This is a genomic window from Nocardia veterana NBRC 100344 (genome assembly GCF_000308855.1).
GTDB lineage: Bacteria > Actinomycetota > Actinomycetes > Mycobacteriales > Mycobacteriaceae > Nocardia > Nocardia veterana.
In genome coordinates, this window is the sequence record NZ_BAGM01000209.1 from 1 (window position 1) to 15,112 (window position 15,112).

At 68.3% G+C, this 15,112-nt stretch carries 13 protein-coding genes; 7 read left to right on the forward strand and 6 right to left on the reverse strand.

All coding sequences use genetic code 11. The features are described from left to right. Window positions 1–930: universal stress protein (locus tag ON37_RS29820; protein ID WP_373282100.1), on the forward strand; the 930-nt coding region annotated here is incomplete at its 5' end. A 40-nt stretch (window positions 931–970) separates the two neighbouring features. Here ON37_RS29820 and ON37_RS29825 read toward each other — a convergent pair. Continuing rightward, window positions 971–2,692, reverse strand: a complete 1,722-nt coding sequence (locus ON37_RS29825; RefSeq protein WP_040724291.1) for a GAF domain-containing sensor histidine kinase — start codon at window positions 2,690–2,692, stop codon at window positions 971–973. A 247-nt stretch (window positions 2,693–2,939) separates the two neighbouring features. Here ON37_RS29825 and ON37_RS29830 point away from each other — a divergent pair, with 247 nt between their 5' ends. Beyond that, window positions 2,940–5,507: a cation-translocating P-type ATPase gene (locus ON37_RS29830; RefSeq protein WP_051032323.1), complete on the forward strand. Its 2,568-nt coding sequence runs from the start codon at window positions 2,940–2,942 to the stop codon at window positions 5,505–5,507. 62 nt (window positions 5,508–5,569) lie between these two features. Here ON37_RS29830 and ON37_RS29835 read toward each other — a convergent pair whose 3' ends face one another. From ON37_RS29835 to ON37_RS29855, 5 genes are all read right to left on the reverse strand, one after another. Beyond that, entirely contained in the window at window positions 5,570–6,571 is a 1,002-nt protein-coding gene (locus ON37_RS29835) for an Acg family FMN-binding oxidoreductase (RefSeq protein ID WP_051032309.1), read from the reverse strand. An 87-nt stretch (window positions 6,572–6,658) separates the two neighbouring features. Continuing rightward, a complete protein-coding gene (locus tag ON37_RS29840; protein ID WP_040724292.1) occupies window positions 6,659–7,303 on the reverse strand; it encodes a response regulator in 645 nt (214 codons plus the stop codon). A 106-nt stretch (window positions 7,304–7,409) separates the two neighbouring features. Next, window positions 7,410–7,871: a DUF2267 domain-containing protein gene (locus tag ON37_RS29845; protein WP_051032310.1), complete on the reverse strand. Its 462-nt coding sequence runs from the start codon at window positions 7,869–7,871 to the stop codon at window positions 7,410–7,412. Then, window positions 7,868–8,359: a pyridoxamine 5'-phosphate oxidase family protein gene (locus ON37_RS29850; protein WP_051032311.1), complete on the reverse strand. Its 492-nt coding sequence runs from the start codon at window positions 8,357–8,359 to the stop codon at window positions 7,868–7,870. Before ON37_RS29850 ends, ON37_RS29845 begins: the two co-directional genes overlap by 4 nt. Before the next feature lie 130 nt (window positions 8,360–8,489). After that, window positions 8,490–10,328 (reverse strand): alkyl/aryl-sulfatase, encoded by a 1,839-nt coding sequence (locus tag ON37_RS29855; RefSeq protein WP_083893405.1) that lies wholly within the window; start codon window positions 10,326–10,328, stop codon window positions 8,490–8,492. A 361-nt stretch (window positions 10,329–10,689) separates the two neighbouring features. Between ON37_RS29855 and ON37_RS29860 the strand changes: the two genes are divergently transcribed. The 5 genes from ON37_RS29860 to ON37_RS29880 all read left to right on the forward strand — a co-directional run bounded on the left by ON37_RS29860 (window position 10,690) and on the right by ON37_RS29880 (window position 14,992). Next, window positions 10,690–11,310: a TetR/AcrR family transcriptional regulator gene (locus ON37_RS29860; RefSeq protein WP_040724293.1), complete on the forward strand. Its 621-nt coding sequence runs from the start codon at window positions 10,690–10,692 to the stop codon at window positions 11,308–11,310. A gap of 480 nt (window positions 11,311–11,790) precedes the next feature. Then, entirely contained in the window at window positions 11,791–13,944 is a 2,154-nt protein-coding gene (locus ON37_RS29865; RefSeq protein WP_083893397.1) for an MMPL family transporter, read from the forward strand. Between the two features lie 67 nt (window positions 13,945–14,011). Continuing rightward, window positions 14,012–14,281 (forward strand): metal-sensitive transcriptional regulator, encoded by a 270-nt coding sequence (locus tag ON37_RS29870; protein ID WP_030516394.1) that lies wholly within the window; start codon window positions 14,012–14,014, stop codon window positions 14,279–14,281. Window positions 14,282–14,317: 36 nt separating this feature from the next. Further along, complete coding sequence (locus tag ON37_RS29875; RefSeq protein ID WP_040724297.1) at window positions 14,318–14,560, forward strand: YgaP family membrane protein; 243 nt, start codon at window positions 14,318–14,320, stop codon at window positions 14,558–14,560. A 27-nt stretch (window positions 14,561–14,587) separates the two neighbouring features. Further along, on the forward strand, window positions 14,588–14,992 hold the full coding sequence (locus ON37_RS29880) for a DUF302 domain-containing protein (RefSeq protein WP_040724299.1): 405 nt from the start codon (window positions 14,588–14,590) through the stop codon (window positions 14,990–14,992). The last annotated feature ends 120 nt before the right edge of the window (window positions 14,993–15,112 follow it).

Below are 15,112 nucleotides of genomic sequence, written 5' to 3' on the forward strand. Positions count from 1 at the left end.
AACATCATGACCGAGCATTCCGCGGTATCGCAGCGGCATACGGATTCGCCGATCATCGCCGCGGTCGACGGCTCGGCCGTCGGCTACCACGCGGCCGCCTGGGCGGCGGCCGATGCCGCACTGCGCGGCTGCCGTCTGCACCTGATCACTTCGATCTCCGTGGCCGGCGGACTGGGTCCCGCCCCGATCCTCACCGAGGACGATATGAGCTGGCTGCGCGTCGACGCCGAACGCGTCCTCGTCGAGGCCGCCCGCATCGCCCGCGCGGCGACCCCGGACGCCTCGCCGGTGATCACCACCGAGGTCACGACCGACGCGATCATCGAGCACCTGATCCGGCGATCCGACGACGCCCGCGGAATCGTGGTGGGCAGTCGTGGCCTCGGCGCCATTCGCCGTGGGCTGCTCGGCTCGGTGTCGGCTGCGCTCATCCGGCACGCGAATTGCCCGGTCACCGTGGTGCGTTCGATCTCGGCGACGGATGCTGTCACGGCGGTGCGACCGGTATTGGTCGGCGTCGACGGCACGGCGAACAGCGTGCCGGCGCTGGAGTTCGCGTTCGAGGAGGCGTCGCGGCGAAACGTGGGGCTGGTGGTGCTGCACGCGTGGAGCGACCGCAGCAACGGCCTGGACCCGGCGATCGTCGGCTGGGATGCGATCCGGGCGTCCGAGGACGCGCTGCTGGCCGAAAACCTGGCGGGTTACTCGGAACGGCACCCGGATGTGAAGGTTCGGCGCGAGCTGGTCCTCGACCGGCCCGTGCGTTCGCTCCTGGACGCGTCGGAGCACGTCCAGCTGGTCGTCGTCGGTAGTCACGGCCGTGGCGGGTTCACCGGCATGCTGCTCGGGTCCACCAGCGCCGCCCTGGTTCACTCGGTGGAATGCCCGATCACGGTGGTGCGGTCGGCCGACAAGGCTCGGGCGCGGTAGATCTCACGCTCGCCTGTGCAGCGGCTCGCGTATCCGGCGCTCACGTACTGAGCGGCACGGACCACCGCAGCCGGGTCCCGGGCCGGTCCGCGTTCTGCGGCCCGGCCTCCGTGCGGAAGTCACCACCCAGCGACCGGGCACGCTCGGCGAGGTTGGTCAGGCCGCTGGGCGTGATGTTGTCGGCGATTCCGCAGCCGTCGTCGGTGACGGTGACGGTCAAGTCGTCGCCGACACAGATCTCGGTCTCCAGCCTCGTGGCGCCGGCATGGCGGACCGCATTGCTGACCGCTTCGCGCACAACGGCTTCCGCGTGGTCGGCCAGCGTGGAACTCACCACCGACAGCGGACCTTGCACCCGAAGCGAGGTCCGAAGCCCCGAATCCGCGGACTGCTGACGGATCGCCTCCTCGAGGCGCTGGCGCAGCCGGGTGCTGGTGCCACCGTGCAGATCGAAGATGGAGGTGCGGATCTCCTGCACCACGTCCTGCAGTCCGTCGATCGCGTCGACCAGGCGGACCTTGACCTCCGGGACCCGAGTGCGCGGAACCGCACCCTGCAGCGACAGTCCGATGGCGAACAATCGCTGGATGACGTGATCGTGCAGATCACGCGCGATGCGGTCGCGATCGGTCAGCACATCGAGTTCGCGCAATCGCTGTTGGGTAGCGGCCAGCTGCATGGCGAGTGCCGCCTGATCCGCGAACGCGGCCGTCAGTTCCAGCATGTCGTCGTCGTAGGGGGCCGCAGCCTTGGCGCGGACGGCGATCAGGATGCCCTGCGGCGCGTCCCGGGTATGCAGCGGAACCAGCAACACCGGCCCGCCGGTCGGGAAGAGCGTGGCGAAGTCGAGCTCGGCCACGTCGTCGAACCGCAAGGGTGTGCGTTCGGCGAACGCCGCGCCGATCGTGCCGGTCACCTCGAGCTCCCGGTCGCCCGTCTCCGCCCGAGTCCCCGCCCACTGGTCCACCGACAGTTCGGTGATCTCCTCGGCGGGGATATCCGGGTCGGTGACCGTGGCGAGCAGTACCCATTCCGAGCCCGTCAGCACCCGCACATGATCGACCAGATGGGCGAGCACCCGACCGGGGTCGGAGGCGGCGAGGAATTCGGTGGTCAGGTCGCGGGTCGCCTCGATCCATGCCTGCCGGTTGCGCGCGGCCTCGTAGAGGCGAGCGTTCTCGATCGCGATACCGGCCGCGGCGGCCAGGGCCTGCACGATCAGTTCGTCGTCCTCGGTGAACAGCTGTCCGCCGGCCTTCTCGGTGAGGTAGAGATTGCCGAAGATTTCGCTGCGGATGTGCACGGGAACCCCGAGGAAGGTGCGCATCGGGGGGTGGTGGGCCGGAAAACCGACCGAGGACGGGTGCTGCGCGAGATCTTCGAGCCGAATCGGCTTCGGCTGGGTGAACAACATGCCCAGGACGCCGTGTCCCTCGGGCAGATCGCCGATGCGCTCGCGGGTGGGCTCGTCGATCCCCTCGTAGATGAACTGCTGCAGGTGTTCGTCGTGGCCACGTACACCCAATGCCCCGTAACGGGCATCGACGAGGCTGATCGCGGCGTGCACGATGGTGCGCAGAGTTTCGGCGAGATCGAGCCCGGCGGTCACCGACAGCATGGCCTCGACGAGACCGTCCATCCGGTCCCGCGAATCCATGATCTCGTCGACGCGATCCCGCACCTCGGCGAGCAGTTCCCGCAACCGGAGTTGCGAGAGAGTGTCGCGCACCGAATAGGTACCGGCTCGCTGGTCGTCGGGCATGTCGTCTGTCCTGCTCTGCGCTGTACGAGTGCGCGAAACACCGGTGTTTACGCTTGCCTTGAAGCCTACCCCGCCGGGTCCTTCGCAGTGCGGTGGACAGCGCATCCGGCCGGGAACGACCGGTCGCGGATACCGTCGACCGGTCGTTGAAACGTGCCGAAAGGCTCTGGTGCCGGACAGCACCGGAATCGGATCGTCGAATCATGAGGCATCCGTACTTCGGTTCGGCTCGTCGGAGCACCGCGCGATGATCGGGCCCATCGCCACCACCCGACTCGTTCCGGAAGGACTTTCCGCCGCCGAAGCAGCGCGCCGGGCGGCTCGCGACGGCGCCAATATCGTGCCGCGCCGCCCACCCACGCCGTGGTGGCGGCGGGTCGTCCGGCAGTTGCGGGACCCGCTGATACTGGTCCTCCTGGTGGCCGCGGCGCTCACGGTGGCAACGGGGGATTGGCCCGATACCGCGGTGATCGTGCTGGTCGTCGTTGTGAACACCGCGGTCGGCGTCAGTCAGGAACTCCGGGCGCAGCAAGCCATCTCGGCCCTCGAGCGGCTGACCGCGCCGACGGCGCGGGTCGTTCGCGATCACCGTCAGCTGCAGATTCCGGCGTCCGAGGTGGTCGTCGGCGACGTCGAGGTGCTGGGAGAAGGCGATATCGTCGCGGCGGATGCGTCGGTCGTGGACGCGGCCGCGCTGCTGCTCGACGAATCGGCGCTGACCGGGGAGGCGTTGCCCGCCGACAAAGCGGTGGCCGGTGATTCGGATCTGTCCGCCGGCACGGTGGTGGTGAAGGGGCGAGGTGTGGCGGTGGTGACGGCCATCGGCGCCGCGAGCGCGACCGGGCGGATCGCCGGATTGCTGGATCGCCGGACCGGTCCGACGCCACTGCAGCGCCGCCTGGTCGATATCGGGCGCCTGCTGGCCGCGGTCACCGTCGTGTTGTGCGTCGTGGTCTTCGCGCTCGGGCTGGTCCGCCACCAGCCGCTCGAGCTGATGCTGGTCACCGCGATCAGCCTTGCGGTGGCGGCGGTTCCGGAATCCCTGCCGGCGGTGGTCACCTTGGGGCTGGCGCTGGGCGCCCGCCGCATGGCCGCTCATCGGGCTCTGGTCCGGACCCTGCCCGCGGTCGAAACGCTCGGATCCGTCACGGTTCTCGCGACCGACAAGACCGGAACCCTCACCGAGGGCCGGATGGTGGTCGGGGAGGTCTGGACGCCGCCGGCAGCCGGAGTGACGACCGGCCCGGTGGCGGCCCGCGGCGTGCCGGCGGCCGAGCGTCGCGGGCCGAAGGATCCGGCGGTCGCCGAGCTGTTGTCGGCCGCGGTGCTGTGCAACGATGCGGAGTTCGCCGACCCGGCCGCGGACGGGGACGCCGTACTGGGGGATCCCACCGAAACGGCATTACTTCGTGCCGCCGCCGATTCCGGTATCGATGAGCGGCACCTGCGGGCTCGCTGTCCGCGGGTCTCGGAACTTCCGTTCGACAGCGACCGCAAGCGGATGACGACCGTCCATCGACTGCCGGACGGGCGGTATCGCGTCGTCTGCAAGGGGGCACCCGAAGTCATGATCCGCAGCGGTCTGGTCGACGCCGATCCGGCGCTGCGTACCGACACGCTGGACCGCGCAGCCCTGTTCGCGGGGCAGGGCTATCGGGTGCTGGCCGTCGCGACGGCGGATCGAGCGGAGCCGCCCGGCGAGGATCCCGAGCGCGGGCTGCGCCTGCTCGGCTTGGTCGCAATCGTGGATCCGCCGAGGGCGTCGGCAGCAGCGACGGTGGCGGCCTGCCGGCGAGCCGGAATACGGCCGGTGGTGATCACCGGCGACCACCCCGGTACCGCCGCTGCCGTCGCCGTCGACCTGGGAATCCTCGCTGACGGTGCCGACGTGGTCGATGCGCGCCGGGCGAGCGAGGCGGAGCTGCGCAGCGCCGCCGTATTCGCCCGTGCGACACCGGCCCGGAAGCTCGACATCATCGACGCGCTGCGCGCCGACGGACAGATCGTGGCGATGATCGGTGACGGCGTGAACGACGGGCCCGCTTTGCATCGTGCGGATATCGGAGTGGCGATGGGACGGCGTGGTACCGAGGTGGCCCGCCAGGCCGCCGATCTGGTGTTGGCCGATGACAACCTCGACACCCTGGTGGTTGCGGTGGAGGAGGGGCGCCGGGTCTATGCCAACATTCGGCGCTTTTTGATCTACGGTCTCTCCGGCGGCGCGACAGAAATCGCGGTCATGCTGTTCGGCCCGCTGTTCGGGCTCGCACTGCCGCTGCTGGCCGGCCAGATCCTGTGGGTCAATCTGCTGACGCACGGACTGACCGGAGTCGCGCTCGGTGGCGAGCCGGCCGAACCGGCGATCATGCGGCGGCGGCCACGGCCGCCGACCCAGAGCATTCTGGGATCCGGTCTGTGGCAGCGGATTCCGCGCATCGCGCTGATACTCTGCGTGGTGACGCTCGGGGTGGCGATCTGGGCGCACCACACCGACCGGCCCTGGCAGACGATGGCGTTCTTCACGCTGGCAGCGACCCAGCTGGGTGTGGCGTTCGGATCGCGAACTCGACCGTGGTCGACGGCCAATCCGCTGTTGCTCGTCACGATCGCGGTGTCGTTCGGATTGCAGATCGCCGCCGTGTATCTGCCGCCCCTGCAACGACTGTTGGAGACCGAAGCGCTCAGCGGACCGGACCTGCTGCTGGTGAGCGCGCTGTCCGTGCTCGGATATGGTGCCGTCCGATTGGATCGCCTGCTGCACCCGGGGACTCGGGTGACAAGTCGGCACGGGCGCGGCCAGGAACTCCTGGCCTGAACGGTTCGGCTGCTGGGGCTGGGAGACGTGGGGCGCCGGGGGCGTACCGCCGCGGTGGACGCTCAGCCCAGGTTGGTCAAGACGTCCGTGACGTCGCGCCGCGGCGTCGCGGGTGGAAACGAGTCGGCCGCGGGCGAACTACCGACGCGGATCAGGACCTGTGGATAATCCTGCCGGGGTAAGAGTGTGGCCAAGGCGCGGCGGCCCGTGGGCACTTCGGTGAGGTGGGTGACCGCGCAGGTGCTCAATCCGTCGGCAGCGCATTCGAGCAGGACCGCCGAGAGCGCTTCGCCGGTGCGCAGCCAGTATCGGCGCGAATCCTCGGGCGAGCTCAGGACCACGAGCCGGGCGCGGTCGACATGTCCGGGGCGCCGGTCGGAGTGCGGCGCCGAGGGGAACACGCGGGCCACATCGACCCGGGCGAGCTCGGCATCGGAGATCAGATCGTCGACCGGAATGCCCTCGAGGCCGCCGGAATGTCCTGCCCACCAATGCAATTCGTCCTGATACAGCCAGTCGTCGCGGCGGGCCGCCGAGGCGGTGTCCGAGATCGCCGCGACCCGGGCCCGCACGTCGTCGCCGAGCTCGTCGAATCCCAGCCCGTGGGGTGCGACGAGGGCGCGGAGCCGAGGCGACACCTCGGCCCAGTGCGGTGGTGGGTCCATCGGCAACCGGTCGGTGTATCGCCGGAGGATGGCCGCGGCACGTGGCGGAATGCCGTCGGGCGGGTCGGGCCAGGGGCGGAAGTCGAGCACTGCCAGGAGATCCGGTCGCTCGGGGTCGGGCATTCGCACGATATCGGTATGCCAATCCCGGGCAGCGAAGGCGGTTCGGGCATGGTGCAGGACCGCGCCACAACTGATGACCTGCTCCCGGCCGTGGGGGTCGGCCCCGGAGAGCATCCGATCAGGGTCGATGAACAGGAGCAACCGGCTGCGGTCGAATGTCCACCGCCAGGGCTGGGTGTTGTGGACCGAGGGGGCGCGCTGAGCCAGCGCTATCACCGCCTCGACCGTGCGGTCGTCCGGCCCGTCGACGGTTGTCGAGTGCTTCACCGTGGTCATGTGTCGAGTGTGGCCGCCGCCACAACCCTGGAATACGGGCGTTGCTCCCGGAAATTGGGGTCCATGGTCCCTACGTGTCGTTGCCTGCTAGTCCGATGCGCCACCGGAACGCAGCCTGGTCGCATAGACGGCCGCTTGGGTCCGGCGCTGCATGCCGAGTTTCGCCAGCAACCGTGACACGTAGTTCTTGACGGTCTTTTCGGCCAGGAACATGCGCTCGGCGATTTCGCGGTTGGTGAGCCCCTCGCCGAGCAGATCCAGGAGTTTGCGCTCCTGTTCGGTCAGGGTGGCCAGGGGACCGTCCGGCTCGGTTCCGTGCCGGAGCTGCTCCATGAGCGCCGCGGCCGCGCGGTTGTCCAGCAGGGATTTGCCCGCACCGACATCTTTCACCGCGCGAGCCAGTTCCATCCCCTTGATGTCCTTGACGACGTACCCGCTGGCCCCGGCGAGAATTGCGTCCAGCATGGCGTGCTCGTCGGTGAAGGAGGTGAGGATCAGGCAGCGCAGGCCGTCGACCTTGGACAGCAGATCCCGGCACAATTCGATGCCGTTGCCGTCGGGCAGGCGGACGTCGAGCACTGCGACATCGGGTCGCAATGCCGGAATACGGGCGAGGGCCTGGGAGACCGAGCCCGCCTCGCCGATCACGGACAGCTCCGGGTCGCTGTCGAGCAGGTCGCTGAGACCCCGACGCACGATTTCGTGGTCGTCGACCAGGAAGACCTTGATCATGGTGAGTGCGTCCTATCGGAGTAGCGATGATGTACTCACCATAACCGCGCGATCGGTTCGTCCGGCATGGACGAAAGTCCCTTTCCCGCGCGCATGCCACGACGGTCTAGGCGTCCTCGGGAGCCGCAGTGGCGGTGCTGTTGAGCTCGCTGCCGAGCAGGACTGCGCGCAGCGGTTCGGGTACCACGGCGAGCACGTGATCGAGGTGCCCGGGGGAGAAGACGTCCGACAGCGCGATCGTCACGGCGCCGATCAGCGCCACGGCTTCATCGGTGGAGACACCCGCCTCATGAGCGAATCCGCCGACGAAGGAGGGCACGTCGTGACGGACCGGCACGTGTGCGGGCACCCAGCCCTCGTAGAAGATGCCGCGTAGCAGCTCGGGCAATTGGGCGCCGAAATGAGCGGTGACCGCGACATCGAGGCGATCGCGTACGCTGTGCAGCCAGGCACGCAACGCCCGCAGCACGAACGCCCGGTCCTCGGTGCCGAGCCGATCGGCAATCGTGCGCAGCCAGATGTGGGCGGTGTTGGCCGCCGGCGCGAACGGATCATCGTGGTAGGTCATGGATTTCGGCTTTCGATGAGAGCGGACTGGGCATCGGGTGCGGAATCCGCCGTGCCGACGAGACGGACGCCGGTGACTATCGTCGGCTCGATTTCGAGGACGGTGTCCGTGGTGGCCGCGATCCACGGTCGCAGCAGGCGTTCGTAGTGCCGGATGCGAGCGGGGTCCGTCACGGGCCGGGCCAGACCGGTCACCACCACGGACCAACCGGTGCGGGTATCCGGATCGATCTCGTCGGCCTCGTAGGCGACGACCACACCCGGATCGGCCCGGATCGCCGAGGTCGGCCGAGATGTGAGCCGAGTACGGACGATGACGCGCCCGTCGGCCTCGACCAGGTGATCGACCGGACGGATCGCCGGAAGCGCGTCGCGGGTGAAAACCACGCGCCCGTAGGCGATTCGGGAGAGCAGCCGGATCGCCTCGGCGCGGTCGAGAGCGACCGTCGTGGCTGGTGCGCCGTCGGCGTCGGGCTCGGGCGAGAACACGGGCGTACCTCTCGGGTTGGGGCATCCGGTCATCCCATGCCATCACCCGGACGGTCCCGGTGGCTAGAGGCGAAGGTCCACCGCGACGCGGAATCCGGTCACGGTTCCGGGCGGCGACGGCCGGCGGACCTCAGGGGGTCACGATGTCGAATTTCGGGTCCGGTGTATCGAGGACGGCTTTGAGCTGTTTCAGCGCGGCCGGGTTTCCCGAGATTGTGATATCACCGGATTTCCTTGCGCCGGCGATGTCCTCGCTGCCGGTCAGTACGGCCAGCAGTGTGGTGCGGGTCAGGGTGAGCGCGGTCTCGGCTGCGGGGCCACGAAAGTCCGGCGGGAGCACGTAGTGGATCAGTACGCCGTTGCGCAGTTCGGTGCGGTAGGTCTTGTGTTCGTCGGTGATCGTCCAGTCGATGATCAGGTGCAGGTCCCATGCTTTGGGTCCGTTGACGAGGAAGGCGACGGAGTCGAAGATCTGGTCGACGGTGAGTGCGGCCAGCATGCTGGGGGAGTTCGCTTTGGTGGGGGTGCCGAAGTTTCCGTTGCGCAGCTCGCGTGCTCCGGAGAGGTAGAAGTTGCGCCAGGTGGCGTTCTCGGATCCGTAGCCGAGCTGTTCGAATGCGGCGGCCTGCAACATCTTCGCGTTTCGATTGTCCGGGTCGGCGAAGATTACGTGGTTGACCAGTTGGACCACCCAGCGGTAATCGCCGTCGGAATATGCCTGCTGCGCCTTCTTCAGTGTCTCGTTCGCGCCACCCATCGCCGCCACGTAGCGTTTCGCGGCCTCGACCGGAGGGTGCTCCCACAGGTGTGCGGGATTGCCGTCGAACCAGCCCATATAGCGTTGATAGATCGCCTTCACGTCATGGCTGACCGATCCGTAGTAGCCGTGGTTGTACCACTTGGCTTCGAGTGCGGGCGGCATGTGCATCATCTCGGCGATCTCGGCCCCGACATAGCCCTGGTTGAGCAGCCGCAGTGTCTGGTCGTGCAGGTAGGCGTACGTATCACGGTGCAGTGACAGCCATTCGGTGATGTGAGCCGTACCCCACATCGGCCAGTGGTGCGAGGCGAATGCCACGTCGGTCTTGTCGGCGAACAGCGTGATCGCCTCGGTGAGGTACTGCGCCCAGACATGCGCGTCCCGGACCAGTGCGCCGCGCAGCGTCACCAGGTTGTGCAGGGTGTGAGTAGCGTTCTCGGCCATGCACAGTGCCCGGTGGTCGGGGAAGTAGAAGTTCATCTCCGACGGCGCTTCGGTGCCGGGGGTGATCTGGAAGACGATTCGGACGCCGTCGATCACCTCTTCCTGACCGGTGTGGGTGATGTCGCGGGTCGGGGCGATGAGGCTCACCGTGCCGGTCGAGGTCGTCATGCCGAGTCCGGCGCCGACTTGGCCCTGCTCGCCGCGGGGGAGTGCGGCGCCGTACATGTAGGCCGAGCGGCGCGCCATCGCGGCGCCCGCGAAGATGTTCTCCGCCACGGCGTGTTCGAGGAAACCCTGGGGTGCCAGCACCGGTACCCGCCCGGCGGTGACGTCGTCCTGCGTCGTCACGCCCATGGCACCACCGAAATGGTCGACGTGGGAGTGGGTGTAGATAAGGCCCGTCACCGGCCGGTCGCCGCGATGCCGCCGATACAGTTCGAGCCCGGCTTTCGCGGTCTCGACGGAGATGAGGGGGTCGATCACGACGACTCCGCGGTCACCTTCGATCAGCGTCATATTCGACAGGTCCAGGCCGCGAACCTGATAGAGGCCCGGCGTCACCTCGTACAGCCCCTGTTTGACGACCAACTGTGACTGTCGCCAGAGGCTCGGGTGCACCGAGTTCGGACAGCCGCCCGCAAGGAATGCGTAGGAGTCGTTGTCCCACACGACATTCCCCTTGGCATCCTTGACGATCCCGGACTCCGGGGCCCCGATGAATCCGCGGTCGGCGTCGGCGAAATCGCTGGTATCGGAGAACGGCATCGTCTGCTGAACGCGCTTGTGCTGCTCGGTGATGGAGTCGCTCGGCCCGACCGGGGTTGTCGGAATGTCCGCCGACGAGGACGCGTCGGGGCTGTCGCAGCCCGCGACGGTGAGGCCGACCCCGGCCGCAGCCAGTGCCGCCGCGCCCACCCCGAATACGCTGCGCCGCGACAGCCGAGGGCCGCCGCCTCCGTCCGAGTTACCGTGCTCCTCGTCCGACGTCACAGTGGCTCTCCCTTCCACATTCGACCGCCTCCGACAACCTCATCAGCTATCAACTGGCGACTCGACCATTGGGGCATGTTGGCTGGTACAAGAACGCAACCTACTCTTATTGCAGTGTCTATGCAATAATAGCGACATGGCCAGCAATCCGAGTGCAGGGGCATCCGGCGAGCGCGCCGGTGGGCGACGGCGCAACCCGCAACTGACCCGCCGAGCGATCATCGACGCCCTGCTGGCCGCGGTGCACGAGGGCGACTACCTGCCGACCGCGAAGGCCATCGCTGCCCGCGCCGGTACCTCCGAGCGCAGCATCTTCGTCCACTTCCCCACACGGGAGGACCTGCTCATCGCAGCCACCGACCAGCAATCGGAGTACGTGGAAGCGTTGGTGGCGCAGGTGGATTCGCAACTCCCGCTGGAGCAGAGGGTGGATGCGGTGGTGCGCCGGAGCGCGGCGGTCTATGCGCTGCAGCGTCGGCCCCGCCTGCTGGGCCTGCTCGAATCGCACAACATCGCGGCCGTCGACGCGCGAATGCGGTTGACCGACGAGCGTCTTCGTGACGACCTCGCGCGAATCTTCGCGCCGGAACTCACCACCGGCGACGGCGTCGACGATCAGTTGCTCGATCTCCTCGACGCCACCGCCGGTTGGCCGCACCGCCATCACCTGGTCGAACGTCGCGGCCTGTCCGAGGCTGCCGCCTCCGCCGCGATCCGCCGGGGACTGCTCGCGCTTCTGACGGCGCGGTGCCTGTGACGGTGTGACCGACAGCGGGCGCTTGCCGTCGATACCGGAGGCGTTCGGTGGGCCGCGACTCGCCTCGAACACGCCGACGAGCCGGATCGGTTGTGGCAGCGCATCCTGTACTCGGCCGAGGCGGCGAAGATGTGGCGCGAAGGTCGTGACTGAAGCATCCCCTCGTGCCCCTCGCATGACCCCCGCCGACAGCAGCGGTATCGAACTCGCGTCCCGCCGGCGACTCCGACGGCGCGCAGAAGTGGGTGGGCGCTCGTCATGGTCCGTCCGGGGCCGAGGGTTCGGCATCCGAGATCGCGGCTCGACCTTCCCCACTCTTTCGGGTGGACATCCGGATCCTGTGGATCACCGCCGTCGGCTCTTGCTGCCTACCGCGCGGGTGTGCTGTGTGTCGGAGATCGCCTTTGGCGATAAATACCCCTGGGGGTATTGTTGTGCTCGATCGCTATATACCCCTGGGGGTATGAGAACGGAGATGTGATGACCGAATCAGTGGTGGTTCCACCACCGACATCCGGCACGCGGGGCCCCGGTGGAGCCTTGGGCAGACTGGGCGCCGCCATGGCCGGCCACACCCGGATCGTGTTCGGGGTCTGGCTGCTGGTGCTGGTGGCGCTCGGCGCCGCGGCGCCGAGCGTGTTCAACTCCCTCGCGGGCGCCGGCTGGCAGGCGAACGGGTCGGATTCGGTCCGGGTGCGCGAGCTGGCGCAGCAGCACTTCGGCGGCAACTCGTCGGCGGCGGTGCAGGTCGTGGTGCACTCCGACACCCGGACCGTCGAGAGTCCCGACGTGCAATCGGTGCTCGGCCGGATGACCGCGATCTTCGCCGGGGATTCCCGATTCGGCGAGGTGGTGGCGCCCCAGTCGGGGATGTCGATCAGCCCCGACGGACACACCGGCATCCTCATCGCCGGCGCCGCGGCATCGACCGACGACATGGTGAAGGCGGTCGATGCGCACAAGGATGCGCTGACGGCGTTGTCCGGCAACGGAATCGAGGTCTATCCCACCGGCGCGTCGGCGCTGTGGAGCGACTTCAACAAGGCCAATCACGATGCGATGCTGAAGGCCGAGATGTTCTCCTGGCCGGTGACCCTCGCCATCATGGTGGTCGCCTTCGGGTCACTGGTGGCGGCCGGACTGCCGTTGCTGCTCACCCTGGCCGGTTTGATCGCCTCGGCCGGTGGGCTGGTGCTGCTCAACCACGTGACGCCGATTTCGGTGTGGGCCATGAACTTCGCGATGATGTTCGCCCTCGCGCTGGGAATCGACTACGCCCTGTTCATCGTCGCCCGTTTCCGCGGCGCGCTCGCGGCGAGTTCCGATCCCCGCGCGGCGGTCGCCGAGACCATGAGCACGGCGGGTAAGGCCGTGGTGCTGTCCGGGCTGACGGTGCTGGTGAGCTTGTCCGCGGTGCTGATCGTGCCGGCTCCGGCGGTGCGCACGATGGCCGTCGGGATCATGTTCGCCGTCGCGTTCGTGCTGCTGGCAACGCTGACCCTGTTGCCCGCCGCGCTGGGAGCGCTGGGTAGCCGGATCAATGCTGGATCGCTGCCTCGCATCGGCCGCCCGCATCATCGCTCACCGCGGTTCGCGGCCTGGGGCCGGATCCTGCACGACCGTCCGTGGCCGTTCGCGATCGCCGCACTGCTGGTCCTGGTCGCGCTCGCGGTCCCGGTGACCGGATTGAAGGTCGCGATGCCGTCTATCCAGGTCGTGCCCGCGGACGCGCCGGTTCGTCAGGGTTACGAACTGGTGCAGGCACAGATGGGTGAAGGCGCTCCCGGGATGTTGCAGATCGTCGCGCCCGCAACGGAATCCGGCGCGGTGGCCGATGCCGCCTCGTCGGTCGAGGGCATCGCGATGGTCACCCCGCCACAACCTGCCCGCGACGGAAGCGGGCTGGCGATGATGCAGGCGCTGCCGAACGTCGACCCGTCCGACGCGCGGATGAGCGCGGTCCTCGATCACCTGCGAGACCGGCTACCGGCCGGAGCGCTGGTCGGCGGTGCGCCCGCGGAGAATCTGGATCTGCAACACGCCCTGAACGACTACTTCCCGATCATCGTGGGAATCATCCTGGTGCTCGGCTTCGCCCTGCTACTGGTGGCATTGCAGGCTCCGCTGATCGCGGCGCTGGGGACGGTGGTGAGTCTGCTGTCGACCGCAGCCGCGTTCGGAGTGGCGAAACTGATCTTCCAGGACGGGCACGGTGCGGGACTGCTCGGTTTCAGCCCGCAGGGATTCCTCGACGGCTGGGGCCCGGTGTTCTTCTTCGCGATGATCTTCGCCATCGCGATGGACTACACGGTATTCCTGCTGGCGACGGCGAAAGAGCACTACGAGCGCTCCGGCGATCCGAGTCACGCCCTGGTGGACGGACTGGCCCATTCGGGCCGGGTGATCTTCGCCGCCGCGGCGGTCATGGTGGCGGTGTTCTTCACCTTCGCGCTGGCCGATCCGCTGCCGCCGAAGGAGATGGGCATCATCCTCGGTGTGGCCGTGCTGCTGGACGCCGCCGCGGTGCGACTGGTGTTGTTGCCGGTCCTGTTGCGGCTGACCGGACATCGCGCCTGGGCATCACCGCGATGGTTGCGCCGGATTCTGCCGTCGACCAGCTTCGCGCATGACTGACGCCACAACCCTCCGGCATACCCCCAGGGGTATGCTGGAGGGGTAGGCGACGAGAGGACGGACAGCCATGGTCGGCAACGAGGAAACGATCGCACAGGTACTCAACCGGTTGCGCCGCGCCCAGGGGCAACTGGGCGGTGTGATCGCCATGATCGAGCAGGGACGCGACTGCAAGGACGTGGTCACCCAGCTCGCGGCGGTGTCGCGGGCCCTGGACCGGGCCGGATTCAAGATCGTCGCGACCGGCCTGCGCGAATGCCTCACCGGCGAGAGCGCCGACGGCGCCGAACCGATGAGCGAAGCCGAACTCGAGAAACTGTTTCTCGCCCTCGCCTGAAACGCGAAGGCGCCCAACCGATCCGGAAGTGAACGCATGCCGAACCTCCCTCGTCACCAGGGCTGGTCCATCGCCCGCGTCGTACCGCTGCTGGCCGGCACCATCGTGCTGATCAGTGTGGTCGCGGCCGCGGCATGGTCGGGCTGGTGGCTCGTTCTCACCGGGTTCGTCGGCGCGAATCTGCTGCTGTACGGCGTGGCGGGCTGGTGCCCGGCGACCCTGCTGCTGCGGCGGCTGGGCCTGCCGGTCACGGCCGGTTGCGCCGTCTCACGAACCTGACCCACCATCGACAGAAAGCGGGCAACCATGAATCTGGCGATTTCCACCACCCTGCACACCGAACGGTTCGACGACGCGGTGCAACGGACGCGGGCCGCGCTCGCCGAGCAGGGTTTCGGAGTGCTGACCGAGATCGATATGGCCGCGACCCTGAAGGCCAAACTCGGCGAGGACATGGAGGACTACCTCATCCTCGGGGCGTGCAACCCGCCGCTGGCACATCGCGCGGTCGGCGTCGACCGCCGCATCGGATTGCTGTTGCCCTGCAACGTGATCGTGCGCCGCGACCCCGACGATGCGGGCGCCGTCATCGTCGAAGCGATGGATCCCGAGGTCATGGTGCAGGTCACCGGCGACGCGGACCTGCAACCGATCGCGACCGAGGCCGCGGCGAAACTCCGCGGCGCCATCGACGCTCTCACCGCGGACTGACGGCGTCGGATCGGCGGCCGGCGGTACCGCCGGACCGGGAGGCCGGGCAGCGACCGGCTCCGAGCGGCAGCCGGCGTGGTGGAGCACTGGTCGTGCCGGTGCCACGCGTCCGGCAGGCGC